The following is a 26,299-nucleotide window of genomic DNA, read 5'->3' on the forward strand; positions in this document are numbered from 1 at the left end:
ATAAAAAAGAGCGCTGCCAGCAACGCTCTTTTTTTCTAGCCAGTGTGATTATTTATTCGCTGTCACTTTGGGCAGCGATAACGTAAGCAATGCAGCGATAATCAATGAGATCACCAGCGTTAATACGCCCATCTTGCTGCCTAAATAGAGTGAGACCAGACCAACTAAATATGGCCCACAGAATCCACCTAAACTGCTGATGGCATTGATGGTGCCGTGTGCGCCGCCTAACGCTTCAGTCGGGAACAGCAGGGTGGGCATCAACCAATACGGGCCTGCCCAGGCGTTGAGGAAGAAGCCGCCGCACACCAGCATACCGTAGGAAAGCCAGACGTTTTCTTTCAGTACCACAGAAAGGGCCAGCGAGATCGCAATGCCAAAGAATGACAGTGCGGTAAACAGCCGCCGGTTCATGGTGGCGTCGCACAGTCTGGCGAAAATATACTGGCCGATAATGGTAAAGATAAAGGGTACTGCGGTCAGTAAACCCACAACTGTCATGGTGGATTTGGTGAGTTCGCTGATAAGCGTTGGCATCCACAGTGAAAAACCGTAAAAACCGGCAGACATAAAGAAGTAGATTGCCACCATGCGCCACAGGTTAAGGCTACGGTAAAGGGCTTTATAGCCGCCTTTTGCCGATGTGCCCTGATTGCGTTTGTTTTCTTCCGCATCTTTGCGCAGTTCAGTTTCAATCCATTCCCGTTCTTGTGCCGACAACCATTTGGCATCTTTGGGATGATCGGCGACCATTGGCAACCAGATAAACAGCAGCTCCAGTGAAACCAGGCCTTCAACGATAAACATCACGCGCCAGTCGTAGTTTTGAATCAGCCAGCCGGAAATCGGGCTGGTGATGATCACCGCAATGGCCATGTTCATCTGGAAAAATGCAATGGCTCGGGCCCGCTCTTTATTGGGGAACCAGTGACCGATCAAGGCCAGAATCGCAGGATATACCCCGCCTTCCGCCACGCCGAGGAAGAAACGAACCGTCATGAGTTGCCAGGTATTTTGCACAAAGCCCGATACCACAGCCAGACCGCCACAAAATACGATGGTCCAGGCGATAAATTTCTTGGCGCTGGCTTTTTCTGCAAAGTGGCCGCCAGGGATTTGCAAAAAAAAGATAGCCAAAAAAGAAGATACCCGCAGCGGCACCGGCGACCGAGGAGGTAATACTGAGATCTTTATCCATACCGCCGGCAATGGCAATCCCGATATTGGTACGATCCATAAATGCGACGATATAAACTAATATTGTGGCAGGAATAATATGCCACGATCTGGCGTTGGGTATTTTTGCGTCAACCTGATTGTAAGTTACTGCTGGATTAGTATTTTCCATACTATAGACCTGCTATTATTAATTGGTAGGTACAGCGTGTATACCCGTCATAATTCAAACGGCATGCGTTATTCATTTCATCCCTGGGCCTCACGGTGAGTGAGGCCATATTCCGGCTACGCAAATTATTACGGGTGTAATGTCATCAATGATGACAATCTGGTTATTTCAAAACGGCGCCCTCATGCGCCGAGCTGGCTAATTGTGAGTAGATACCCAAAATACCCTTGGTGAATTTACGTTTGGGTGCTTGCCATTGTTGTAACCGTTGAGCGATTTCCTCATCGGTTAAATGGGCGTGAATCGTTTTGTTAGGAATATCAATGGTAATAATGTCACCATCGCGCAGCGCGGCAATGGGACCGCCTTCCGCCGCCTCCGGTGAAATATGACCAACAAAGCAGCCATTATTGGTGCCGGAGAAGCGGCCATCGGTAATGATGGCGGTGTTACTGGCGAGCCCCATGCCATACAGGTATTTCATCGCCTTGAACATTTCACGCATGCCGGGGCCGCCTTTCGGGCCTTCATAGCGAATGACCAACACGTCGCCAGGTTTAATGTGCCTAGCCAGAATGGCTTCCTCGGCGGCATCTTCACTGTCAAAACAGACGGCTTTTCCGGTGAAATGGCGCATTTCTGGCAAAATGGTGGCGGGTTTGGTCACCCCGCTTTTCGGTGCGATATTGCCTTTGAGAATGGCGATACCCCCCTGAGGTGCAAAGGGCGTTTCTATGGGTTTGATAATGTCGCGGTTGGGCTGGTACAGCAGGTTCATGGCCGCCAGGTTTTCCCCCACGGTTTGCCCGGTGACAGTGAGTGCGCCTTTTTCCAGCAACCCGCTGATTTCATGCATCACTTGCGGAATGCCGCCTGCTCGGTGAAAATCTTCCATATCAAACTTCGCTGCCGGATTCACTTTGACGATTTGCGGCGTGCTGTCGCTCAGCTCTTCATACAGATCCATCATGGTTTCGGCAGAAATATCAAGCTCATGTGCCAATGCAGAGAGGTGCAGGACGGCATTGGTGGAGCCGCCAATCGCCATCAACACCCTGATAGCGTTTTTAATCGCATCGATCGTGATAATGTCGCGGGCGGTAACGTTGTTTTTCACCATGTTCATAATGGCAAAACCGGTGCTTTCACCCAACCGCAGGCGTTCGGAATAAACAGCGGGCGTCAGCGCGCCATTGGGTAATGTCATGCCGATGGCTTCTGACAGGCTGCACATGGTGTTGGCCGTGCCGAGGAATGGGCAGGAACCGCAGGTCGGGCCGCAGGTGTTCTCCAGACGATGGCAAACGTCTTCGGTGATTTTGCCTGCTTTCAGCATGCCTAATGATTCAGACATGGTGGTCAGATCGGATTTGCGTCCGTCGAACACTTTGCCGCCCAGCATCGGGCCGCCGGGCAGAATGATGGCGGGAATATCCAGACGTGCTGCGGCCATCAGCATCGCGGGGACAATTTTGTCGCAAGAGCCGAGCATCACGATGGCATCAAGCTGATGGGCTTCTACCATGATCTCGATATCGTTGGCGATCATATCCCGTGAAGGCAGGATATAGTGCATGCCTTTATGGCCTTGTGCTGTGCCGTCACAGGCGGCAATCAGGCCAAATTCCACGGCGGTACCGCCCGCCATGTGGATGCCTTTTTTCACCGATTCGCCGACCTGACGCAGATTGAAATGGCCGGGGACCAGTTCATTCCAGGAGTTGGCGATACCAATAACAGGTCTTTTAAGATCTTCATCAGAATAACCGATGTTTTTAAATACGCTACGGTTAAAACCCCACTCAAGGCTTCCTAATATTTTTTGGCTTCGCATAATTAAAACCTCATATAATCATTAGTATTATTGTGCTTGCTTGGTGTTGGCGTTTTTTAAATCCAATGCAACATCGACAATCATGTCTTCCTGACCGCCGACCATTTTTCGTTTTCCGAGCTCCATTAAAATATCCATGGTACTGATGCCGTATTTTTGCGATGCACGTTCGGCGTGCAGCAAAAAGCTGGAATAAACCCTGGCGAGTCCGAGCGATAAGGTTTCGCGATCGACGCGCACCGGGCGGTGTTGCAACGGGCGCACCACATCGTCAGCACCGTTGATCAACGTGTCCAATTGACAGCTGTGCTGCCATCCCTGTTTTTCCAGACAACCGATAAACACTTCGGTGGGAGTATTTCCCGCGCCAGCACCCATGCCCGCCAGGCTGGTATCCACCCGATCGCAGCCCTCTTCAATGGCGGTCAGTGAGTTGGCAATACTGACGGAAAGATTGTTGTGCGCATGTATGCCAGTCTGGGTATCGCTGTTCAGGATGGCTTTCAGCGCGCGGAAGCGATCGCGAATGTCCTGCATCAGCATGGCGCCGCTGGAATCTACGACGTAGATGCAATTCGCGCCATAGCTCTCCATTTTTTTCGCCTGCTCAGCCAGTTCCTGCGGTGTAATCATGTGGCTCATCATCAGAAAACCGACGGTGCCCATACCGAGGTTGAGTGCAAATTCAATATGTTGTCGAAAGATATCTGCTTCGGTGCAGTGGGTGGCAACACGAACCACGCGTGCGCCTGCATCATAGGCGGCTTGCAAATCATGGATGGTTCCGACGCCGGGGATCAGCAATGTGGCAATTTTACTGTGGGTGACAACCTCTGCGGCGGCGGCGATCATCTCGGTATCGGCACAGCGGCTGAAACCATAGTTAAAACTCGATCCTGCCAGCCCGTCGCCGTGGGCGATCTCAATAGAGTCCACATGCGCCCTGTCCAGCACAGTGGCGATCTGTTTTACCTGTTCTTGCGTGTACTGGTGTTTAACGGCATGGGAGCCGTCGCGTAATGTTACGTCCGAGATGTAGATTTTTTTATTATTCATCGTCATTCTCTTTTATCGCTGAGGATTAATTTTTCAGGTTCTTGGCAAAATGATCGCCACAGGCTAAAGCGGCGGAAGTCATAATATCCAGGTTGCCGGCATAGGTGGGTAAATAGTGGGCTGCGCCTTCCACTTCGATAAATACCGATGTTTTTAACCCTGTCGTGTATTTTTCCCCGTCGATAAAAAGCGGATTGTCCTCATTGATAACATCGAATTGCACGGCTTGTTTCAGGCGATAGCCCGGCACATAGCGGCTGACTTTTTGCACCATGCTGTGAATGCTGGCTTCAATTTTTTCGGGCTCGACATGGGCGGAATAGGTAAACACCGTGTCGCGCATCATGATAGGCGGTGACGCCGGGTTGAGAATAATAATGGCTTTTCCGGCGCGCGCTTTACCTACGTTAACAATGGCGGCAGAGGTCGTTTCAGTAAACTCATCAATATTGGCGCGGGTGCCTGGCCGTCGCAGGTAACCATATTGATATTCGCTGCGTCGCTTTCTTGCTCCAGATTAATGGAGGGAACCACATAAGGGCCGATGGCGGCCGGTGTCAGGTCAATCACCTTAATACCGAACGGTTGCAGCTTCTCGTTGTGTACCAGATGCGATTTAGCAGAGGTGGCATCGAAAACGATTTTAATGTCCTGGAAATTGGGCAATGCCAGCAGCCCATCGATGCCCTCGGCAGAAACCGGCACGCCCAACCGCGCAGCGCGCGCCAAACCGTCAGATGCAGGATCGATACCGATCATCGCTCCCATGCTCAGGTATTGACTGTTTTTCATTATCTTGAACATCAAGTCAGTGCCAATATTTCCTGAACCAATAATGGCCGCCTGGATCTTTTCACTACCCATGGTTTATTCCTTTTCTTCACGTAATGGCAGAAGGTCTTTTAATTCTGCAATGTGTTCCGGTGAGAGCGCATTTGCTTTATTGCGTTCGCCGTCAGACGTATAAATTCCCGTCATCGCTAACAGATGTTTGAGTAAATCAGGCAAGGGCGCGGTAATGGAAAAGAGCTGCGCCAGACGCGATAATTCACGGCGTTGCTGAAATAAGGCCGAATAATTTTCCGCGCAAAAGTTCTCATATAATTTAACGGTAACTTCGGGGGAGAAATTGGCACTCGCCGGAAAGCCGCCGTCGCCCCCTAATATCAGCGTGTCTAACAGGTATTCGTCGTAACCGGCGAAAATAAGGAAGTCTGGGCGGTGGGATTTGACCTGATTAATCAATTCCCGAATGTGGCTGATATTATTAGTGGTGTCTTTAATGCCGATTATCGAAGGGAATTGCTGCGCCAAACGGTTCACCATTTCGGCAGAAATCGTATGCCCCGTCAGCTGCGGAAAATTATAAATCATGATCGGCAGAGCAAGATTTTCCGCAACGGTTTGGTAGAAGTGAAAAAGACTCTCTGCGCTGAGCGGCGCATAATAAGGATTGATGACCAATACTGCATCCGCGCCGCAACGTGCTGCATGCTGCCCGAAATACAAGACATCATCGATGCAGGTGCCGCCGATGCCGAGAATCACCGGCACACGACCGTTAACATAATCAACCACAAACTCTGCGGTTTCCTGACGCGTTTCCCGGCGCAGGGCATAAAACTCACCGCAGGTGCCCAGCGCTAACACGCCGTGTACGCCAGCGTTAATCACCTGGTCGAGCAACCTGCCCATTGCTTGCTTATCGAGGTTCCCTGCACCATCCGTCAATGTGGGGAGCGGTGGAATCACGCCCTTAATTCGATCTGCTTTCATTATGTTTATTATATTAAACAATAGTTCTATATAATAAACCACTCAACCGGTGAGTGATTCAACCACAGGGTTGATGAAACGCGATCGTTATCACTAATTACTCGTTGAACAGATAATGCGCACTACAAAGTATTGGCAGGCAGGGCAGGTTATTGAGAGGAACTCGTGCATGCTAGCCTGACATCGTCAGGCCATTTTTTCCCATTGCATAATCTGCACTGGGGCATTGGTTTCTGCGGGAAACGTGCGTTTTACCGGGGAGAAACCCAGCTTCTGGTAAAAGGCACAGGCGCGCAGGTTTTGTCCATACACTTCCAGGCTCAGAATAGGGTAGCGCTGCTGCACATGGGTCATCAGCGCTACGCCAACGCCTTTGCCATGTCAGCGATGATTGACGAATAGCGCGCCGACAAAACGTTGTTCCATCACGCTAATGAAACCGATGATCGCCCCTTCCACCTCATAAACCCAGGTCTCTGCGTTCGGGATATAGCGTTCGCGCACCAGCGGTTCGCTTTCTTGCCAATAGGTTAAGTTGATAAACGGGTGCGCTCGGGTTGTGCTTTCCAGCCACAGGGGGAGGAGGAGTGCAAGATCCTCTGGCTGATAGCCTCTAATCACGCGTGGCCTCTTGATAGCAGAAACAGTCGGTAGTGTGATCGTTTACCAAACCGGCGGCTTGCATAAAGGCGTAGCAGATGGTGGAACCGATAAACTTGAAGCCGCGTTTTTTCAGCGCTTTTGACATGGCATCGGAAATGGCGGTTTTGGCGGGCACATCGGACAGCGTGGTTGGGCTGTTGACCAACGGCGTGTGGTTAACGAAAGACCAGATAAAATCGGAAAACGATTCGCCCCGCGCTTCCATTTCACACCAGATGCGCGCATTGGTGATGATGGCTTCAATTTTGCCGCGATGACGGATAATGCCGCTGTATTGTAACAAGCGTTCGACGTCTTCCTGCGTCATGCTCGCCAAGCGTTTCGGGTCAAACTGATGAAAGCTCGCCCGGTAGTTTTCCCGCTTTTTCAGTACCGTTATCCATGACAAACCGGCCTGTTGTCCTTCAAGGCAGAGCAGTTCGAACAGTTTGACGCTCTCTTTGTACGGTTTGCCCCATTCCGTATCGTGATAATCGAGATAGAGCGGGTCTTGCGTGACCCAAGCGCATCTGTTCATTGTGGCGTTCCTGTGATAAGGGGACGCTATTGCAGTTTCATCAAGTTGTCATTTCATCATGATGTTGCTAAAGATAATCGCGATCATGGCAAAATTTAGCTGTATATGCAACCAGTTTTTTGTGTGCATGCTCATAAGAAATCAATAAGATCAGCACGCTAAAGGCACTGCACAGGTTATACACCATCACACATTGCAAGCGGGGAAGGGGAAGCACATGGCTATTGAGTGGATCGTCGCCTATCTAGCGTTGGGCGGCGTTGTCGGGTTCGTGGCGGGGCTGTTGGGGATTGGCGGTGGTTCGCTCACCGTGCCGTTTCTGACCTGGTGTAATGTGCGCATCCAGCAGGCGATCGGCACGTCGGCGGCGGTGGGGCTGCCTATCGCGCTGTCGGGGGCGCTGGGTTATATGATTAACGGCTGGTCCACTGCGGGGATGCCTGCCTACACACTGGGATATGTCTCGGTGCCTGCCGTGGTGCTGATCTCTGCAGTGAGCTTCTTTACCGCGCCGTATGGTGCCCGTTTGGCACATCGCTTGCCGGTTGCTACCCTGAAAAAGATCTTTGCTGCACTGCTGCTGGTGCTGAGCCTGAAAATGCTGCAAACGGTGTTCACCGCCTGAGCCGATGGGCGCGGCCAGTAACGGGGCCACGCCGCCGTGAAACCGCCCTCAACATCAATAAAGTGCCGCTGAAATGAAGTTGTTGCAGTATTCTGGCTGTATATCTTGCACTCAGAGGGTATACTGGTAAATTCCATATAAATCCACATGTATCGCGTGAATCTGACATGCAAAAGTTTGATACCAAGACCTTCCAGGGCCTGATCCTGACGTTGCAGGATTACTGGGCTCGCCAAGGCTGCACCATTGTCCAACCCTTGGATATGGAAGTCGGCGCTGGCACTTCTCATCCGATGACCTGTCTGCGCGCCCTGGGGCCAGAGCCTATTGCCGCCGCCTATGTGCAGCCGTCGCGTCGTCCTACCGACGGCCGTTACGGGGAAAACCCAAACCGCCTGCAACACTATTATCAGTTTCAGGTCATCATCAAGCCGTCACCGGATAACATTCAGGAGCTGTACCTTGGTTCGCTGAAAGAGCTTGGGCTGGACCCGACCATTCACGATATCCGTTTCGTGGAAGATAACTGGGAGAACCCGACGCTGGGTGCCTGGGGGTTGGGTTGGGAAGTGTGGTTGAACGGTATGGAAGTCACACAGTTCACCTACTTCCAACAGGTGGGCGGTCTTGGGTGCAAGCCGGTTACCGGTGAGATCACCTACGGTTTGGAACGTCTGGCGATGTATATCCAGGGCGTAGACAGCGTCTATGACCTGGTGTGGAGCGATGGCCCGCTGGGTAAAACCACCTACGGTGACGTGTTCCACCAAAACGAAGTGGAGCAATCCACCTACAACTTCGAATACGCCGACGTTGATTTCCTGTTTACCTGCTTCGAGCAGTACGAGAAAGAAGCGCAACAGCTGCTGGCGCTGGAAAAACCGCTGCCGCTGCCTGCCTACGAGCGCATTCTGAAAGCCGCGCACAGCTTTAACCTGCTGGACGCGCGTAAAGCCATTTCCGTTACCGAACGTCAGCGCTATATCCTGCGCATTCGCACGCTGACCAAAGCGGTGGCCGAAGCCTACTACGCTTCCCGTGAAGCGCTGGGCTTCCCGATGTGTAATAAGAAAGAGAGCTAACAGCGATGACTGACAAGACTTTTCTGGTGGAAATCGGCACGGAAGAGCTGCCGCCGAAGGCTCTGCGTTCTCTGGCGGAGTCCTTTGCCGCCAACTTCACCACTGAACTGGATAATGCCGGGCTGACGCACGGCGATGTGCGCTGGTTTGCCGCGCCGCGCCGTTTGGCGCTGAAAGTGGCGCAACTGAGCGCTGCGCAACCGGATCACGAAGTTGAAAAACGTGGTCCGGCCATTGCTCAGGCGTATGACGCCGAGGGTAAACCGACCAAAGCGGCTGAAGGCTGGGCGCGCGGCTGCGGTATCACTGTCGATCAGGCGGAACGTTTGACGACGGACAAAGGCGAATGGCTGCTTTATCGTGCACAGGTAAAAGGTGGAAGCGCGCAGGGTTTGTTGGCGGATATGGTCGCTAACGCGCTGGCGAAACTGCCGATCCCAAAACTGATGCATTGGGGCGACAAAGAAACCCAGTTTGTGCGTCCGGTGCATACGGTAACGATGCTGCTGGGTGATGAACTGATCCCCGGCAAGGTGCTGGGCATTGAATCCGCTCGCACCGTTCGCGGCCATCGCTTTATGGGCGAACCCGAATTTACTATTGATAACGCTGACCAATATCCGAGCATCCTGTTGGAGCGCGGCAAGGTTATCGCCGATTACGAAGCGCGTAAGACGCAGATCAAAGCCGATGCACAAGCGGCTGCGCGTCAGATGGGTGGCAATGCCTATCTGAGCGAAAGCCTGCTGGAAGAAGTGACGTCACTGGTGGAATGGCCAGTGGTGCTGACCGCGCGCTTTGAAGAGAAATTCCTCGCGGTGCCTGCCGAAGCGCTGGTTTACACCATGAAGGGCGACCAGAAGTATTTCCCGGTGTATGACAACGCCGGTAAGCTGCTGCCGAATTTCATCTTTGTGGCCAACATTGAATCCAAAGATCCGCAGCAGATTATCTCGGGTAACGAGAAAGTGGTGCGCCCGCGTCTGGCGGATGCCGAGTTCTTCTTCAACACCGACCGCAAAAAGCGTCTGGAAGACCATCTGCCGCGTCTGCAAACCGTGCTGTTCCAACAGCAACTGGGTACGCTGCGTGACAAGACCGATCGCATTCAAGCGTTGGCGGGTTGGGTGGCTGAGAAGATCGGTGCTGATGTGGCACACGCTGGGCGCGCAGGGTTGCTTTCCAAGTGCGACCTGATGACCAACATGGTGTTCGAATTTACCGACACCCAGGGCGTTATGGGGATGCACTACGCGCGTCACGACGGTGAAGCCGAAGACGTTGCCGTTGCCCTGAACGAACAGTACCAGCCGCGTTTTGCCGGAGATGCGTTGCCTGCTTCTGGCGTTGCCTGCGCATTGGCGATTGCCGACAAGATGGATACGCTGGCGGGTATTTTCGGCATCGGCCAACACCCGAAAGGGGATAAAGACCCGTTCGCTCTGCGCCGTGCTGCGCTGGGTGTTCTGCGTATTATCGTTGAGAAACAGCTGCCGCTCGATCTGCAAACCTTGACGGAAGAAGCGGTACGTCTGTATGGCGACAAGCTGACCAACGCCAAAGTGGTCGATGACGTGATCGAATTCATGCTGGGCCGTTTCCGCGCCTGGTATCAGGAAGAAGGTCATAGCGTGGACACCATTCAGGCGGTACTGGCCTGTCGCCCGACGCGCCCGGCAGATTTCGACGCCCGTGTGAAAGCGGTGAGCCACTTCCGCTCGCTGGACGCCGCCACTGCGTTGGCTGCTGCCAACAAGCGTGTGTCTAACATTCTGGCGAAATCCACCGATACGCTGAAAGCTAACGTTGATGCTTCTCTGCTCAAAGAGAAAGAGGAAATTCAACTGGCGACCTATGTCACCGCGCTGGAAAGCAAGCTGGCACCCTGGTTTGCCGAAGGGCGTTATCAGGAAGCATTGGCGGAACTGGCCGAACTGCGTGAACCGGTTGATAACTTCTTCGATAAGGTGATGGTAAACGCAGAAGACGAAAGCGTGTGCCTCAACCGTCTGACGCTGCTTAACCAACTGCGTAACCTGTTCCTGAAAGTGGCGGATATTTCCGTATTGCAGTAGAGGTTTTAGTGCCTGTTGTTTTTGTATCCTCCGCGAAATCGGAGGATAACAGACACTATATCGGCAAAACATTCTCCCTGTTGTTCATCTCGATACTCTCCACACCGTTCTCTGTTCGTACCCAACGTGGGGCTTTGAGTTCAGCGGAAAAGAACCAAACCAGTTCCGCCAGTAACCCTGTTAGCGCCCTTTCTGCCTCCAACGATAGCGCCCGCTCCGTCACCAACTGTGCCAACGTCATGCAGTAGTCGCAGAGTGATTCAGTATCCGGCTCAAAACAAGGACGTGTGACAGGAAGGACATCGACGGTGAGGCTTTCGATTAAATGCGGTGGAACAGGCGCATTGAGTGTAGCGCGCAGCAGCGTAAGATAAGCCGTAAGTCGCCCGCACAGCGCAATCTTGAGCGTGGGATCGTCGCTTTCTAGTAGAGTGTCGGCGAAGCGCTCGCAGTGGACAGCTAAAACGGTGAAATCCGTGGTGGCGCTAAAGGGAATGTCCAGTAAAGGGTGAGTCTGGGTTGGGGTTGTAGCCATAAGGCAGCCTTCAGTGAGTAATAAAATATCTTCCACCACTGAAGAGGCTAATCTTGCGGGTGGTGGAACCGGACGGAGTTAGCCTTACCGGCCTCACTGACACCGGCGCGTCTTGCGACGCCCCCGCCCGGCCCACCATTGAGATGTAACTAAGCGCACGACACAAAGCGCAGACGCGCTTTGTGTCGTCAGTGAAGTCATTCAGGAGGCTAATCCCGGCACCTGATTTTGCAGGTGCCACTAGAAGATATCTTTATCGGTGAGGGGTCGCAAGGGGTTTAATCTATGCATGTTAAGTTCAAGCTGTAGTGCACCGTTGAACAATTCTAAAAAGTCCCTAGACGATTTTTGGGGAAACTCTCAGAAAGCTAAGGCCCCTTCACGGATCAACTGGATGGTTTTAAAAAGGTGATGTATGGCTAAAGAACGTTTATATGATGATGTAATGGTGGATGCTCTCCGAGAAGATCCGGCCTTTGCTCAGGCCTATCTGCATCAGGCGTTCCTTGATATGGACGAAGATGGCGGTCAGGAAGCCTTTTTACTCGCGTTGCGTCATGTGGTTGAAGCTCGAGGGGGAATGGCTATGGTCGCCCAGAAAGCCGGTGTATCACGTGAATCGCTATACCGCACTCTCTCTCCGACTGGCAACCCAACATTGAAAACACTCCGCAGTGTCGTTCATGCAACGGGTTTCCAGTTCTCTGTACTTGCAAGTGCCTAAGCGAAGCGCCTGACTTAATCGGGCGCTACATCCTCTGATGTCAAACGCAATAATGTTAGTTCACAGGATATCTCTGTCTTGCCAAAAAGGTGCCTTTCTGCTTTGTGTTGACAGGATTTAATCCACTCGTTGACCTCTCGTACTGACAGAAATACTTGCCTTAGATGTCTAATGCTTCCAGTGCCAAGGCACTATCTATCTTCCTTCTCAAACGCCGTTTGCAGAGCCATCACCAGCGTATCACAACCTGCTTTATCAATGGTTAACGGCGGAGCCAGCATCAGTTTCGGTCCGACCGGGCGCACCACCGCTCCGGCATCGCGTGCCGCTTCTGCAATGCGAAATGCCAGGCCGTTATCCGGCGCTAATGATCGCTTGCCCGCTTTGTCTTCCACCAGATCCAGCGCCAGCATCAGCCCCTTGCCCCGCACGTTGCCCACGGAGCGAAAGCGTGATTCAAACGGCAGCAGTTGACCCAGCAAGTATTCTCCCATGTGTGCGGCATTGGCAGGCAGATTCTCCTGTTCCACAATATCCAGTACCGCCAGCCCGGCGGAGCAGGCCAACAGATGGCCGCCATAGGTGAAGCCCGTCATCAGCAACCCACGCGCATCACGGTTTTCCAGATAGGCGGCTTCTCCGGGGTCTATTCTGGCCGTGTTGGCGATGACGCCGAAAGGGGCCTACTTTGCCAATATCGTGGCGATTACCGCGGCGTTTGCCGTCTCCTTCGTGGTGTCAGCTATCCTGCTGAAAAGCACCAAGGCCAAAGAAGGTGACGATCTGGATGAAGCCACACGCCGTGCGCAAGAGATGAAAGCGGCCTCCAAAGGCGGTTCGGTACCAACCGGCATCAGCGGCGATCTGAGCACCGTGCGCAAAATCATTGTGGCCTGTGACGCAGGCATGGGTTCCAGTGCCATGGGGGCGGGTGTGCTACGCAAGAAAGTGCAGGACGCCGGGCTTAACGCAAATATCCGTCACTAACAGCGCCATCAACAACTTGCCTGATGATGTCGGTCTGGTGATCACTCACCGTGATTTGACCGAGCGCGCCATGCGTCATGCGCCGCAAGCACAGCATATCTCGCTGACTAATTTCCTCGACAGCCAGTTGCACAGCGATCTGGTGGGGAGTCTGGCAGCCGTTCAGCCAGCGGGTGGCAGCGCCAGAAGCAGCAAGCTTGTTCCAACTGGGCGCTGCGAACGTGTTCCTGAACTTGCAGGCGAGCGACAAAGAGCAGGCAATTCGCTTTGCCGGCGAACAACTGGTTAAAGGCGGCTATGTTGAGCCGGAATATGTGGATGCGATGCTGGCGCGTGAAAAGCTGACTTCAACGTATCTGGGCGAATCCATCGCTGTGCCGCATGGCACCATTGAAACCAAAGATCGCGTGCTGAAAACTGGCATCGTCTTCTGCCAATATCCGCAGGGGGTTCGCTTCGGTGATGATGAAGATGACGTCGCAAAATTGGTTATCGGTATAGCGGCGCGTAATAATGAACATATTGCGGTGATTACCCGCCTGACCAATGCGCTGGACGACGACACGGTGATTGCCCGTTTGGCGCAGACCCAGGATGTGCAGGAAGTGCTAGACCTGCTCTCCGAGAAAAAGAGTGCCTGATTTATCGGCAGCGCCGCCTTCGGGCGGCCTCTTTTTTTGCCATTGTTTTTAAAGGTTAACGCATGATGAAAGCTTTACATTTTGGTGCCGGAAATATCGGACGCGGATTTATCGGAAAATTGCTGGCGGACGCCAACATTGAACTCACCTTTGCAGATGTGAACCAGCCGCTGCTGGATGCCATCAACAGCCGTAAGCAGTATCAGGTGAAAGTGGTCGGCGAACAGGCGCAGTTGGAAACGGTCAGCAACGTTAGCGCGGTGTACAGCGCAAGCCCGGAGGCCGTGGCGCTGATTGCCGAGGCCGATTTGGTGACGACAGCGGTAGGGCCGCAAATTCTCGAAAAAATCGCGGGTGCCATCGCTCAAGGTTTGGTGAAGCGCCATGCGCTGGGCAATACGCGTCCACTGAATATCATCGCTTGCGAAAATATGGTACGCGGCACCACACAGTTAAAACAACACGTATGGAAGCATCTGCCGGAGAACGCACAAGCGTGGGTCAACGAGCATGTTGGTTTTGTTGACTCGGCGGTAGATCGCATTGTCCCGCCGGTGGAAGCGGGCCAGGACGATCCTTTGGCCGTGACGGTAGAAACCTTCAGTGAATGGATTGTGGACCAAACCCAATTCGTCGGGCCGCTACCGCAGATCGCAGGTATGGAATTAACCGACAATCTGATGGCATTCGTTGAACGTAAGCTGTTTACACTCAATACTGGTCACGCCATTACCGCGTATCTGGGGCAGCAGGCCCGTCATCAGACGATCCGAGATGCTATTCTGGATACAGAGGTGCGCGCTGTGGTGCGCGGTGCGATGGAAGAGAGCGGGGCAGTGCTGATTAAACGCTACGGTCTTGATGCCGAGAAGCATGCCGCGTACATCAACAAGATTTTGAGTCGCTTCGAAAACCCCTATCTGCACGACGATGTTGGGCGTGTCTGGCGTCAGCCGCTGCGTAAACTCAGCGCAGGCGATCGCCTGATCAAACCGCTGCTGGGCACGCTGGAATACCAGTTGCCAAATGATAACCTGATTATCGGCATCGCGGCGGCAATGCATTATCGCAGCGAACAGGATCCGCAGGCGCAGGCGCAGGAACTGGCGACGCTGCTGGAGAAAGTGGGGCCACAGGCTGCGTTGGTGCAAATTTCTGGTCTGGATGCGCAGAGTAAGGTTGTGGAGCAAGCAGTGAGTGTGTATAACGCCATGCAATAATTCGCGCCGTTCGGCAGGGACGTTATGATGGAAGAAACTCAAGCCTTTGAGAATCGCGTGCTGGAATCCCTCAATGCGGCGAAGACGGTGCGCAGCTTTATGCTGAAAGCGGTTGAGCTGCTGGCGGAAGCCGTGAGTATTCTTATGCTGCAGATCTTCCGCAAAGACGATTACGCGGTGAAATACGCAGTAGAGCCGCTAATGACCGGCAGCGGCCCGTTAGGGGATCTCTCCGTGCGTTTGAAGCTGATTTACGGTCTGGGCGTGATCAGCCGTAAAGAGTATGAAGATGCAGAGCTGGTGATGGCATTGGGGGAAGAGTTATTCCACGACGAAAGCGACTATCGCTTCACGGATGATGAAATCCTCGGGCCGATTATCGAGCTGCATTGTGTCACCGCGTTGCCTCAACCTCCAGAGATGCTGGCTGGCAGTAAGCCTGCCGATCCATTGCTGATCCCGATGCAGCAGCAGCGTTATCAGCAGGTGGTGCGTTCCACGCTGGTGCTTTCTTTGACGGCGTTAATCTTGCAGATTAGCCTCAAAAAAGCTTTTTAAGTCTGTGGTTCACAATGTTGACGGGCGGTGCGTTATTACCCTTAACGCACCTGCCCGTTTTGTTACGCCAAATTTTATTTTAACCGCATTCTACGCTTGGCCTGTTGATACTTACCGCTGATAGTCGAGCTGTGCGGGGCGTTCGCCATAGCCTATTGCAGCATTGGCGCTGTTTACGGGTTGTGTAAGGCGAAATACCGATACCGCTTCCGTCAACACCTGCGTTTGTTCTTCCAACGAGTTAGCCGCTGCGGCGGATTGTTCTACCAGCGCGGCGTTCTGCTGAGTGGTGCCATCCATTTCCGCCATCGCCTGACTGACCTGCGCAATGCCACGGCTCTGCTCTTCAGAAGCGGTGGCGATTTCACCCATAATATCGTGTACCTGCGTTACCGATTTCACGATGTTATCCATGGTCTTGCCCGCGTTGGTGACCAGATTGGCTCCCTGACTGATTTGCGAGACTGACTCACTGATTAACCCTTCGATCTCTTTGGCGGCTTGTGAGCTGCTCTGTGCCAGATTGCGCACTTCACCAGCGACCACCACGGCGAAACCGCGTCCTTGCTCTCCGGCACGCGCGGCTTCGACCGCTGCGTTCAGCGCCAGAATGTTGGTCTGGAAGGTAATGCTGTTGATAACCGAAGTGATTTCGGCAATGCGCTTGGAGCTTTGTTCGATATCCACCATGGTTTGCACCATATGGCCCACCTGTTCGCCGCTCTGTTTAGCCGTTTGCTCCACGGCTGCGGCTTGCTGCTCGGTGCGAGAAGAGAGATCAGTGTTACCAGCGACGATCTCGCTGGCGGCAGTGGAGATTTGGCCGACGCCGACGCGAATGTCATCAATCATTTGGTGCAGGTTGCCGTCATTTTTGCCATGGCGTTCAACAGCTGGCCCAGCTCGTCACGGCGCGAGGTCGACATGTTCATGGTCAGATCCCCCGTGGCGATGCGCTCGGTGATGGTGAGCGTATGGGTGAGCGGCGCGGTGATTTGTCGCGAAATGAACCAGGCGATCATCAGGCCAGCCAACAGGGTGATCAATGCCGTTATGGTCAGTTGGATTTCTGACGTACGCACGTTGTGGTCGGTTTGCTGCAACTGCGCGTTCAGGAGCTCCGTGATGCGACCGCCCAGTGCGACGGCGATGTCGTTCATCTGTTTGACGCTCTCCATCTCCTTCTGGTAAGCCAGCATGTAAGAGAGCACCTGCTGCATCTGCTCTTCGTAATGGTTCATGGTGGTCAGAACCGGGTCCAACGTTTCCCGTTGCTCAACGGAAAGTCTATAGCTCAGGAAGGTCAACGCCGTTTGCGCTTCATTGATGGGATCAGTCAGCGTTTCCTCTGCTGCTTTGGTGCGTTCGAGTAGCAGGTTGTCCAGATGGAAACGCGCCGTCATCAGCTTAGTTTTGAAATCGGCCAGCAGCAGTTGCTGCGACTGGCTATCGCCCGTAGCGCGCAGTTGGTCGTCAAGCTTGCTCATCGCTTCATCTGTGCCGTCCAGGCTCCAGCTTTTTCTGACGTTATCTTTGGTGGTAACGGCATCCAGATAGTTTTGGCGCTGCTGCTTGTAGCTGTTTATCGTGGTCGCAATGCTATCGAGCGTTTTGATATCCTGAGCGGACCAGCTTAGCGTCTTGGCCTGTGCGACCAGGGTATTGATGTTGTCGATATGGATACTGTTTTGTTTGATGTCGTTCAGATCGTAGTTGGCACCAAACCATGCACGATAATATTTGGCCTGATTAACCTCGGTATTAATCTGATTACTTAAATTAACTTTCTGAATACTCTCTTGTAACGACTCAACGTAGTTAATTCCTGCACCGGCAATCAGCGCGGTTAACAGCAATACTAAAAAGAACCCCAGCCCTAATTTCTTACCGACGTTGATATTTTCAAACTTGATAGCCATTCTGTTTTTCCACTGTGTGTGAAGCCAAACAATGGCGTCTATCCGGGGAGCGCACAGGCTCACGCCGTGCGGTGGGGTGTCAGGCTGAAGGCACGTCAGGAAAGAAAGACAAGCTCCGTGTCAGCGTGTGGCTATGTACCGTATTGCACCGTACAAACCGTATTCACCTTCCCATGGTAAAATTCCGGATGGGATAGACTGCCTACTTCAGACAGCAGGGACTGCCATCTGATGCGGTGTTAATCGCCATCATCAGGGTACAAGGCAGCGTGTGCGGCAAAGGAGGCAGCACAAAACACAGCATGATTTCGACGAGTTAACCCCGGCAGCATAAATGAAAAATACGCCTTTAAAAAATTTTTTAATTGTTTAAATGTAAGAAAGATGAATCGAGTCAGCTAGTAGAAAGCAAATAAAACCGAAATAACAAAATCTTATTTCGGTTTTATTTATTTTTTCTGCCTTCAGGACTGATTATTTAGCGGCAGCAAAACGCGCAGCAGCTTCATCCCAGTTCACCACGTTCCAGAAAGCTTTGATGTAATCCGGACGGCGGTTTTGATATTTTAGGTAGTAAGCGTGCTCCCACACGTCAAGTGCGACGATCGGGTAACCGGAGGCACCAGAAATGGCTTCACACATCAGCGGGCTATCCTGGTTAGCGGTGGATACCACGGCCAGTTTTCCGTCTTCTTTGCGCGCCAGCCACGCCCAGCCTGAACCGAAACGGGTTGCAGCAGCTTGCTCAAATTTTTCTTTGAATGCATCAACGCTGCCGAAATCGCGTTCGATAGCAGCCTTCAGATCGCCGCCCAGCGTGGTGCCCAGTTTCAGGCCTTTCCAGAACAGGCTGTGGTTGGCATGGCCGCCTGCGTTGTTACGCAGTGCCGCTTTCTTCTCTGCTGGCACTTTATCCAGTTTGGCGATCAGTTCTTCTGCGGAGAGGCTAGCGAATTCCGGCAGACTTTCCAGCGCTGCGTTAGCGTTATTGACGTAAGCCTGGTGGTGCTTAGAGTGATGGATTTCCATCGTTTGTTTGTCGAAATGCGGTTCCAGCGCGTCATAAGCGTAAGGTAGGGATGGCAGTGAATAACTCATATTTATCATCTCCATAGTTGTACTACTAAATAATCGCGAGCGTGCTTGGTCTTCGTTGTGGCGCGCGCGTGATAGTCAGGTACGGCACGCCTCAAGCGGTGGTGGTTAACAAACAACCGTTTGTTAGCGTCGCGTAATCATGAGGTTCATTATAGTTAATTAAATGATCTTGAAAACGATTATTCGCGCCGCAATCACACGGAGTTCGCACGTTTACCCCCGGAAAACAAACGGTTATATCATTGTTGCCTAAGCTAAAAACAGATTAATCTATCCGCGCTTACCTCATGTGCTGTCGTGCAGGCGCTGCGGGTGCGTATAAATGGTCGCCCGACCTGGGCGACAAAAGCCCGCCAGCGTCAGGTTGCAACGCTCAGCCACATCGATGGCGAGCGACGTCGCCGCCGAGACGGCAAACAAGATCTCGACGCCGCACATCGCGGCTTTCTGTACCATCTCATAGCTGGCACGGCTGGAAACCAACACGGCACCAGATTGCCAGGGGCGTGTGGCGCGAACGCCCAACAGTTTATCGAGCGCAACGTGGCGGCCGACATCTTCGCAACCGCCCAAAATGTTGCCGTCGCTGGAGAGCCAGGCTGCCGCGTGGGTAGAGCCAGTCAACTGGCCGATGTGCTGCACGTCTGTCAGCTGCTTTAATGCACTGCCCAGTTGATTCAGCGAGAAGGTTTGTGTGAAGGGTAGCGGTGTGACCGGCTTGCCGATCTCTTCCAACTGTTCAACGCCGCAGACGCCGCAGCCGGTTCGGCCGTTCATGGCGCGCCGGCGCTCTTTTAGCCCGGCAAAGCGGCGGCTGGAGAGCTCTATCTGGACTTCAATACCATTACAGACCGGCTGCACGTCCATGCCGTAAATCTCTTGTGGCGACGTGATAATGCCTTCCGACAGGGAAAAGCCTAACGCAAAGGCTTCCAGATCTTTTGGCGTGGCCATCATCACCACATGGGAAATACCGTTGTACACCAGCGCGACAGGCACTTCTTCCGCCAGCCAGTCAGTTTTGGCCTGAGACAGGCTGCCTTGATGGCGTACCGTTCGCTGGCATGTGCCCTCGAGCGCAGGGATCGCTTCTTCCACGTGTTATCCCCATAAGGTATTCATTCTGGAGTAGAAAGCCATTATTTCACCCCACCGGGTGCGATGCGAGTTTTATCGTGGAAAGTGACGATTTTCCTGTGGTACAGGGCACAAAATGGGGTATATGCACAGTAAAGTGTGCGTTTCATCGAAGAGTCGCTAAACAGCGCGGCAGGAAAGCCGATTTGTGTATACGCTTGGTAAACCATCCTTGATGTTAGCAATTTTTTGCATATTGGCTCTGTTTTCATCGCGGCCAGGCCGCGCAACCGTACGGCGAAGAAAAGGAGACCGCAATGGCACATCACACCGCTGAAGACCGGGTTGCGCCCGGCACCTATGCTCACCCCCTCAATTTGAAAAAACGCTATGACAACTTTATTGGCGGCACCTGGGTGCCTCCGGTCAGTGGCGACTATTTCGTTAACCTGACGCCTGTCACCGGACAACCCCTGTGTGAAGTCGCCGGTTCCGGCATGCGTGATGTCGATCATGCGCTGGATGCAGCCCATGACGCCAAGGCAGAGTGGGGAGCGATGTCGGTACAGGAGCGTGCCTTGCTGCTGAACCGCATTGCGGATCGCATGGAGGAGAACCTGGAACTGCTGGCGTATGCGGAAACCTGGGATAACGGGAAACCGATTCGTGAGACGTTAGGGGCTGATGTTCCGCTGGCGATCGACCATTTCCGCTACTTTGCCGCCTGTGCCCGCGCGCAGGAAGGGGCTATCAGTGAAATCGACAAGGATACGGTCGCTTACCATTTTCACGAACCGCTGGGTGTGGTGGGGCAGATTATTCCATGGAATTTCCCCCTGCTGATGGCATGCTGGAAAATGGCTCCGGCGCTGGCGGCAGGCAACTGCATCGTGCTTAAACCGGCAAAATTGACGCCGCTCTCTGTGCTGATGGAACTGATTCAGGATTTGTTGCCGCCAGGCGTGGTCAACGTCTTGAATGGCTCTGGCAGTGAGATTAGTGAGTATCTGGCGACATCGCCGCGCATCGCGAAAGTGGCGTTTACCGGTTCCACCGAAGTTGGGCAACAAATCATGAGCTATGCGGCACGCAATGTGGTGCCCGTGACGCTGGAGCTGGGTGGGAAATCCCCCAATATCTTTTTTGCTGATGTCATGGACAAAGAAGACAGCTATTTCGACAAAGTGTTGGAAGGCTTCACGCTGTTTGCCTTTAACCAGGGGGAAGTCTGTACCTGCCCAAGCCGGGCATTGATTCAGGAATCCATCTATGACCGTTTTATGGAACGGGCGATAAAACGAGTCGAAGCCATCCGCATTGGTAACCCACTGGACAGCCAGACCATGATGAGGGCACAGGTATCGGAAGGCCAACTGAAAACCATCCTTGATTATATTGAAGTCGGTAAACAGGAAGGCGCGCGGATTCTGACTGGTGGGCGGCGTAAAGCGTTGCCGGACGCATTGACGCAGGGCTACTATCTGGAGCCGACCGTGCTGTTCGGCAAGAACAGCATGCGCGTGTTTCAGGAGGAAATTTTTGGTCCAGTGCTCGCCGTAACCACGTTTAAAACCATGGACGATGCGCTGGAGATCGCCAACGATACCCACTATGGATTGGGGGCTGGGGTGTGGAGCCGTAACAGTAACATAGCCTATCGTATGGGACGCGGTATCCAGGCGGGGCGCGTGTGGACCAACTGCTACCATGCTTACCCGGCACATGCGGCTTTTGGCGGCTATAAACAGTCGGGAATTGGCCGTGAAAATCACAAGATGATGCTGGAGCACTACCAGCAAACTAAATGCTTGCTGGTAAGTTACTCCGACAAACCGCTCGGGTTATTCTGACGGTTTGTTGCTATCAACCTTGCGGCTGCGTATAAGTAGACCGCGGGTGTTACCGTGGATAAACGCCCGTCTACAACGGGCGTTGCATTTTGTTCTATCACGAAGGAACGTTGTGTGAAGATAATTTCTGTGCGTGAAACACCGCGCTGGGCCGCAATTGCTACGGCTTATTTTCAGAAACATTGGGCATCCGAAGAGACGATGGTGCTGTATCAGGATGCGATTGAACGCTCGCTAACGGCGGATAATCCGTTGCCGCAATGGTATCTGCTCGTTGAAGATGAGCGGGTTATTGGCTGTGCAGGGCTGATTACCAATGATTTTATCAGTCGGATGGAGCTCTACTCGTGGTTGTGTGCGCTTTATGTGGAACCTGATTGTCGTTCTCGCGGCCATACTCGCCAATTGATCCGCCATGTCGCCAATGAAGCTAAAAAGCACGGTTTTTCCCATCTTCATCTGTGTACCGATTTGATTGGATTTTATGAGCAAGCGGGATTTGTGTATGCGGGGACTGGTTATCACCCGTGGGGCGAATCATCGCGCGTCTACTCATTAGCGTTGTGATGTTAGTGGATTACTAGATATCTGACTTAATGATATTTCCAGAACCCATGCCATTGAGGCATACCGGGATGGCGGCTACCCTTATGTTGTTAAAAACAAAAGGGGAGCCTCATGTCGGACAAGATAGACTGGGTGGATAACCTACGCGCCGTCGCCTGCCTGATGGTGGTGTTGATCCATAGCACCACCTATTACATTACGGCAGCTGGCATGCCAGGAGAGCACCATTGGGATGTGGCGAACTGGCTTAATTCCGCTTGCCGGGTAGGTGTTCCGTTGTTCTTTATGATTTCAGGCTACCTGTTTTTTGGCGAACGGCGGGCGGAAAAAAAACACATCCTGCGTATCGGCTTCTGTCTGCTGTTTTACAGCGCGGTGGCACTGGCGTATATGGCGCTGCTGACACCGATTCATGCAGGCAACGCGCTACGGCTGTTCCGGCAAAAGCCGGTTTTTTACCACCTGTGGTTTTTCTATGCGATTCTGGTTATCTATCTGTTATCGCCGCTCATACGCGTTCCCCCAGTATCGGGACGCTATCTTGCCGTAGTTGTCGTGATTCTGGCCGTTGTTGTCAACCTCAATACGCCTGAACTTACGGTAGGACACACCCCGCTGTTACCGGTCAATTTGTATATTGTGGGCGACACGTTTTACTACCTGCTGTATGCGGTGGTGGGGCGTGCACTGGGTACGTTGACGCCAGCGCGTTGGGTAACGCTGGGAGCGGCACCGTTGTTTGTTGCCTCCGTGCTGCTGATTGCGATGGGCACCTCGCAGCAGACCATAGCAAACGATAACTTTACCCAAACCTTCTACCTCTATGCCAACCCGTTAGTGTTTATTGCGGCGGTATGCCTGATGATGCTGTTTAAAGCGTCAGCGCCGAGCGCGCCTTTGTCGGGCTTTGCGTTTATCTCCCGCCATTCTCTGGCTATTTACGGCTTCCATGCCCTGATCATTCATTTTATTCGCGCTCGCGATTTGGCCCTAAAAGGTTGGCCGATACTGGATATCTTTTACGTTTTTCTGTGTGCGGTTGTGTGCAGCATGCTGCTCTCCCCGTTGGTGCAGCGTTGCGACATTCGGCGTTGGGTTAGTTGACCGAGGCATCGCTCATCAGCGGGTGCAACTGCTGGTAAAGCATACGAAACGTTTCTCGTTGTTGCGCATAGCGTTTGTGCTGTGCGGCATCAGGCTGGTGAACCTGTTCCAAGGGCAGCGGTGGCAATAGTTCGGCCAGTGAGATATCGGGATTCACAGCGCTTTGTGCCAGCCGCGCTGCCCCCAGTGCGGCGCCGACATCGCCCCCAGTGCGGTATTCCAGCGTCTGTCCGCTGATATCCGCCAGCATTTGACGCCAGTAAGCGCTGCGTGCGCCACCGCCAATCAAGGTGATGCTGGTGGGGCGCAGCCCGGTCATATGCAGCACGTCCATGCCATCGGCAAGGGCGAATCCCACGCCTTCCAGCACGGCGCGCGCCAGTTCGGCCCGGCCATGCTGGTGGGTTAACCCCCAAAATGCGCCTTTTGCCTGCGGGTTATTGTGTGGGGTGCGCCCGCCTGAAAGGTAGGGGAGGAACCAGATGGGCGGCACGGCGGCGCTGACGGAGGCCTGCGCGGCCTCTTCCAACAATTGCGGTACGCCTTCGGCGTGGGTCAACCGGGCTGCCCAATCCAGGCACGATGCCGCACTCAACATGACAGACATCAGATGCCAGGTACCCGGTAGGGCATGGCAAAAGCTGTGCACCGCGTGCTTCGGGTTGCTGAGAAAACCATCGCTAACGGCAAAATAGACGCCGGATGTTCCCAGTGACAGCATGGCTTGCCCTGCTTGCCACAGGCCTACCCCGACGGCACTCGCAGCGTTATCCCCACCGCCCGCGACAACCGGGATGCAATTCATGCTCCAGTGTTGTGCCTGTGCGTCGGAGAGATAGCCGGTTATCTGATTACCTTCAAACAAGTCAGGCATTGCCCGGCAATCGAGCGAACAGGCGGCGAGTAAAGCATCACTCCAGTCCCGTTTGCCGACGTCCAGCCACATCGTACCGGCGGCATCCGACATGTCGCTGGCAAATTCACCCGTCATACGTCAGCGCAGGTAGTCTTTGGGTAACAAGACCTTATCAATCTTTCGAAAGCATTCGGGCTCGTGTTCCTGAACCCATTTCAGCTTGGGGGCAGTAAACCCCGGCATCATCAGATTACCGGTAATCTGACGGGAGTCCGGCACCTGTTGTTCCAGCGTATTGCATTGGGCGGCACTACGTTCATCGTTCCATAGCATCGCGGGGCGCAACACCTGATGCTGTTTGTCCAGCGGGGTAGCGCCATGCATTTGCCCTGTCAGGCCGATAGCTTTAACGGCACGCAAATCGTGCTGTGTTGCCAGCGCCTGCACCGTGGCATCGGTTGCCTTCCTCATTCAGCAGAATGGTCTTTACACCCGATGTGCCGAGATCGATACCCATATACATAGCGTGAGATCCTGTTGTTTTTTATATGCCTGCAGATACCGCTGCTATTCCACCTCGCTGTTCCCACGAACAAAACACTACCCGTGGGAACAGGCTACTGCGGGTTGTTACTGGTACAGGTAGTCGTTAATCAAATTTTCCAACATCTCCTGATGCCCGCTCTGGTGTTTCGGGGCGAGCTGTTGTGCATGAACGTGTTTCGCCAACTGTTCAAGGGAGAGTTTACCTTGCAGGATTTGCTGTCCGAGTTCGCCGTTCCAGCCCGCATAGCGTTTGGCAACCCATTGGTTCAGCTTGTCATCTTCCAGCATACGGGCTGCGACTTTTAATGATAAGGCCAGCGTATCCATGGCACCGATATGAGCGTGGAACAGATCGTAACGGTCGGTGCTTTGGCGACGGACTTTGGCGTCAAAATTCAGTCCACCGGTAGTAAAGCCGCCCGCTTTCAGGATCTCATACATGATCAAGGAATTCTCTTCCACACTGTTCGGGAACTGATCGGTGTCCCAGCCCAACTGTGGGTCGCCGCGGTTAGCGTCAACGGAGCCAAAAATCCCAAGCGCGATGGCAGTGGCGATTTCATGGTGGAACGTGTGCCCTGCCAGCGTGGCGTGGTTTGCTTCAATATTAACCTTAATCTCTTTCTCTAAGCCGAACTGTTTCAGGAAACCGTAAACGGTCGCCACATCGTAATCGTACTGGTGCTTGGTGGGTTCTTGCGGTTTGGGTTCGATAAGCAGTGTGCCCCGAAAACCGATTTTATGCTTATGTTCGACCACCATCTGCATAAAGCGGCCGATCTGTTCCCGTTCCTGACGCAAGTCGGTGTTGAGCAAGGTTTCATACCCTTCGCGCCCGCCCTACAGCACGTAGTTTTCTCCCCTGAGCTTCTGGGTGGCATTCATGGCAGAAAAGACCTGCGTGGCCGCCCAGGCAAAAATTTCCGGGTCCGGGTTGGTGGCGGCACCTGCGGCATAGCGCGGATGTGTAAAGCAGTTGGCGGTGCCCCAGAGCAGCTTTACTCCGGTTTGCTGCTGCTTTTCGGCAAATCTGTCGACAATGGTTTGGAAGTTATACAGATAGTCATTCCACGAACTGCCTTCCGGAGCGATGTCCACATCGTGGAAGCAGTAATAGGGCACGTTCAGTTTTTGGAAAAACTCAAACGCAATATCGGCTTTTTGCTTTGCCAACGCCAAAGGATCCCTTGCGGCTTGCCAGGGGCGCTCAAAGGAACCCACGCCAAACATATCGGCACCGTTCCAGCAGAAGGTGTGCCAGTAGGCGACGGCGAAACGCGGATGCTCTGCCATACGTTTCCCAAAAATTTCCTGATCGGGGTTGTAATGGCGAAAAGCAAAGGGATTTGTGGTGCCGCGGCCTTCATAACGAACACGTTCAATTTGTTCAAAATAGGTTGGCATGGAGAACTCCTCAAGAAAATCACTCAGCGGATAAGCGGTCATTTTTATTCATCTTCGGAGTGGATAGCCGTTTGCTCAATTACGTTATTTCACACTTAAGTTCAGATAATTATTAAATGTGCAGCAGATCGCAAAAAGAAGATGGAAAAACATTCTGAATGCGCATTCATAAATAATGAGGAAGGGTTGAGGTCGATAACAATAAAATATAACCGACTTCATAAAATTACGATTAAA

Annotated in this window: 17 protein-coding genes and 7 pseudogenes; 10 read left to right on the top strand and 14 right to left on the bottom strand. The window is 53.1% G+C overall.

All coding sequences use genetic code 11. From position 1 onward, the window contains the following. Positions 1-48: 48 nt before the first annotated feature. From ACMZI0_RS06950 to ACMZI0_RS06980, 7 genes and pseudogenes are all read right to left on the bottom strand, one after another. A pseudogene (locus ACMZI0_RS06950) lies at positions 49-1,348 on the bottom strand (MFS transporter). A 163-nt stretch (positions 1,349-1,511) separates the two neighbouring features. Beyond that, positions 1,512-3,182 carry a dihydroxy-acid dehydratase gene (gene ilvD / locus ACMZI0_RS06955; RefSeq protein ID WP_415672410.1) on the bottom strand — a complete coding sequence of 557 codons (1,671 nt, stop codon included), beginning with the start codon at positions 3,180-3,182 and terminating at the stop codon, positions 1,512-1,514. A gap of 27 nt (positions 3,183-3,209) precedes the next feature. After that, positions 3,210-4,238 (bottom strand): 4-hydroxy-2-oxovalerate aldolase, encoded by a 1,029-nt coding sequence (dmpG, locus tag ACMZI0_RS06960; protein ID WP_415672411.1) that lies wholly within the window; start codon positions 4,236-4,238, stop codon positions 3,210-3,212. A 25-nt stretch (positions 4,239-4,263) separates the two neighbouring features. After that, a pseudogene (locus tag ACMZI0_RS06965) lies at positions 4,264-5,102 on the bottom strand (acetylating acetaldehyde dehydrogenase). A gap of 3 nt (positions 5,103-5,105) precedes the next feature. After that, entirely contained in the window at positions 5,106-6,014 is a 909-nt protein-coding gene (locus tag ACMZI0_RS06970; RefSeq protein ID WP_415672412.1) for a dihydrodipicolinate synthase family protein, read from the bottom strand. A gap of 186 nt (positions 6,015-6,200) precedes the next feature. Then, positions 6,201-6,635 (bottom strand): annotated as a pseudogene (locus ACMZI0_RS06975) (N-acetyltransferase). Next, positions 6,628-7,194, bottom strand: coding sequence for a DNA-3-methyladenine glycosylase I (locus ACMZI0_RS06980; RefSeq protein WP_415672413.1), 567 nt, complete (start codon positions 7,192-7,194; stop codon positions 6,628-6,630). The pseudogene ACMZI0_RS06975 and the gene ACMZI0_RS06980 overlap by 8 nt, the downstream one beginning before the upstream one ends. Positions 7,195-7,411: 217 nt before the next feature. On the opposite strand from ACMZI0_RS06980, the gene ACMZI0_RS06985 reads away from it, so the two are divergent. The 3 genes from ACMZI0_RS06985 (at position 7,412) to glyS (ending at position 10,976) form a co-directional block, all read left to right on the top strand. Further along, positions 7,412-7,819, top strand: coding sequence for a TSUP family transporter (locus ACMZI0_RS06985; protein ID WP_415672414.1), 408 nt, complete (start codon positions 7,412-7,414; stop codon positions 7,817-7,819). A 167-nt stretch (positions 7,820-7,986) separates the two neighbouring features. Then, positions 7,987-8,901 (top strand): glycine--tRNA ligase subunit alpha, encoded by a 915-nt coding sequence (glyQ, locus tag ACMZI0_RS06990; protein WP_415672415.1) that lies wholly within the window; start codon positions 7,987-7,989, stop codon positions 8,899-8,901. A 5-nt stretch (positions 8,902-8,906) separates the two neighbouring features. Next, a complete protein-coding gene (gene glyS / locus ACMZI0_RS06995) occupies positions 8,907-10,976 on the top strand; it encodes a glycine--tRNA ligase subunit beta (RefSeq protein WP_415672416.1) in 2,070 nt (689 codons plus the stop codon). 55 nt (positions 10,977-11,031) lie between these two features. On the opposite strand, the gene ACMZI0_RS07000 is transcribed toward glyS, so the two are convergent. Continuing rightward, positions 11,032-11,511: a hypothetical protein gene (locus ACMZI0_RS07000; RefSeq protein WP_415672417.1), complete on the bottom strand. Its 480-nt coding sequence runs from the start codon at positions 11,509-11,511 to the stop codon at positions 11,032-11,034. Positions 11,512-11,926: 415 nt separating this feature from the next. Here ACMZI0_RS07000 and ACMZI0_RS07005 point away from each other — a divergent pair, with 415 nt between their 5' ends. After that, positions 11,927-12,235 carry an addiction module antidote protein gene (locus ACMZI0_RS07005; RefSeq protein ID WP_415672418.1) on the top strand — a complete coding sequence of 103 codons (309 nt, stop codon included), beginning with the start codon at positions 11,927-11,929 and terminating at the stop codon, positions 12,233-12,235. 191 nt (positions 12,236-12,426) lie between these two features. Here the strand turns inward: ACMZI0_RS07005 and ACMZI0_RS07010 are convergent, their stop codons facing one another. After that, positions 12,427-12,831: an aminotransferase class III-fold pyridoxal phosphate-dependent enzyme gene (locus ACMZI0_RS07010; protein WP_415672419.1), complete on the bottom strand. Its 405-nt coding sequence runs from the start codon at positions 12,829-12,831 to the stop codon at positions 12,427-12,429. Positions 12,832-12,868: 37 nt separating this feature from the next. Between ACMZI0_RS07010 and ACMZI0_RS07015 the strand changes: the two are divergent. The 3 genes and pseudogenes from ACMZI0_RS07015 to ACMZI0_RS07025 all read left to right on the top strand — a co-directional run. Next, positions 12,869-13,863: pseudogene (locus ACMZI0_RS07015) on the top strand (PTS sugar transporter subunit IIA); the annotation flags it as partial. A 65-nt stretch (positions 13,864-13,928) separates the two neighbouring features. Continuing rightward, positions 13,929-15,083, top strand: coding sequence for a mannitol-1-phosphate 5-dehydrogenase (locus tag ACMZI0_RS07020; protein WP_415672492.1), 1,155 nt, complete (start codon positions 13,929-13,931; stop codon positions 15,081-15,083). Between the two features lie 24 nt (positions 15,084-15,107). Next, the gene (locus ACMZI0_RS07025; RefSeq protein ID WP_415672420.1) at positions 15,108-15,641 is read left to right on the top strand and encodes an MltR family transcriptional regulator; all 534 of its coding nucleotides are present in this window, start codon (positions 15,108-15,110) and stop codon (positions 15,639-15,641) included. 111 nt (positions 15,642-15,752) lie between these two features. Here ACMZI0_RS07025 and ACMZI0_RS07030 read toward each other — a convergent pair. The 3 genes and pseudogenes from ACMZI0_RS07030 to fdhD all read right to left on the bottom strand — a co-directional run bounded on the left by ACMZI0_RS07030 (position 15,753) and on the right by fdhD (position 19,756). Beyond that, a pseudogene (locus ACMZI0_RS07030) lies at positions 15,753-17,560 on the bottom strand (methyl-accepting chemotaxis protein). Positions 17,561-18,034: 474 nt separating this feature from the next. After that, positions 18,035-18,658 (bottom strand): superoxide dismutase [Mn], encoded by a 624-nt coding sequence (gene sodA, locus ACMZI0_RS07035; RefSeq protein WP_415672421.1) that lies wholly within the window; start codon positions 18,656-18,658, stop codon positions 18,035-18,037. A gap of 285 nt (positions 18,659-18,943) precedes the next feature. Further along, complete coding sequence (gene fdhD, locus ACMZI0_RS07040) at positions 18,944-19,756, bottom strand: formate dehydrogenase accessory sulfurtransferase FdhD (protein ID WP_415672422.1); 813 nt, start codon at positions 19,754-19,756, stop codon at positions 18,944-18,946. Positions 19,757-20,052: 296 nt separating this feature from the next. On the opposite strand from fdhD, the gene ACMZI0_RS07045 reads away from it, so the two are divergent. From ACMZI0_RS07045 to ACMZI0_RS07055, 3 genes are all read left to right on the top strand, one after another. Then, entirely contained in the window at positions 20,053-21,585 is a 1,533-nt protein-coding gene (locus tag ACMZI0_RS07045) for an aldehyde dehydrogenase family protein (protein ID WP_415672423.1), read from the top strand. Positions 21,586-21,699: 114 nt separating this feature from the next. Further along, entirely contained in the window at positions 21,700-22,152 is a 453-nt protein-coding gene (locus ACMZI0_RS07050; RefSeq protein WP_415672424.1) for a GNAT family N-acetyltransferase, read from the top strand. Positions 22,153-22,263: 111 nt separating this feature from the next. Next, positions 22,264-23,256 carry an acyltransferase gene (locus ACMZI0_RS07055; protein ID WP_415672425.1) on the top strand — a complete coding sequence of 331 codons (993 nt, stop codon included), beginning with the start codon at positions 22,264-22,266 and terminating at the stop codon, positions 23,254-23,256. On the opposite strand, the pseudogene xylB reads toward ACMZI0_RS07055, so the two are convergent. Together xylB and xylA are read right to left on the bottom strand one after the other, a co-directional pair. Beyond that, positions 23,249-24,635, bottom strand: a pseudogene (gene xylB / locus ACMZI0_RS07060) (xylulokinase). The gene ACMZI0_RS07055 and the pseudogene xylB sit on opposite strands and share 8 nt — an antisense overlap. A 107-nt stretch (positions 24,636-24,742) precedes the next feature. Beyond that, positions 24,743-26,062, bottom strand: a pseudogene (xylA, locus tag ACMZI0_RS07065) (xylose isomerase). Positions 26,063-26,299 lie beyond the last annotated feature (237 nt).

It is taken from the genome of Symbiopectobacterium sp. (genome assembly GCF_047692315.1).
Taxonomy (GTDB): domain Bacteria; phylum Pseudomonadota; class Gammaproteobacteria; order Enterobacterales; family Enterobacteriaceae; genus Symbiopectobacterium.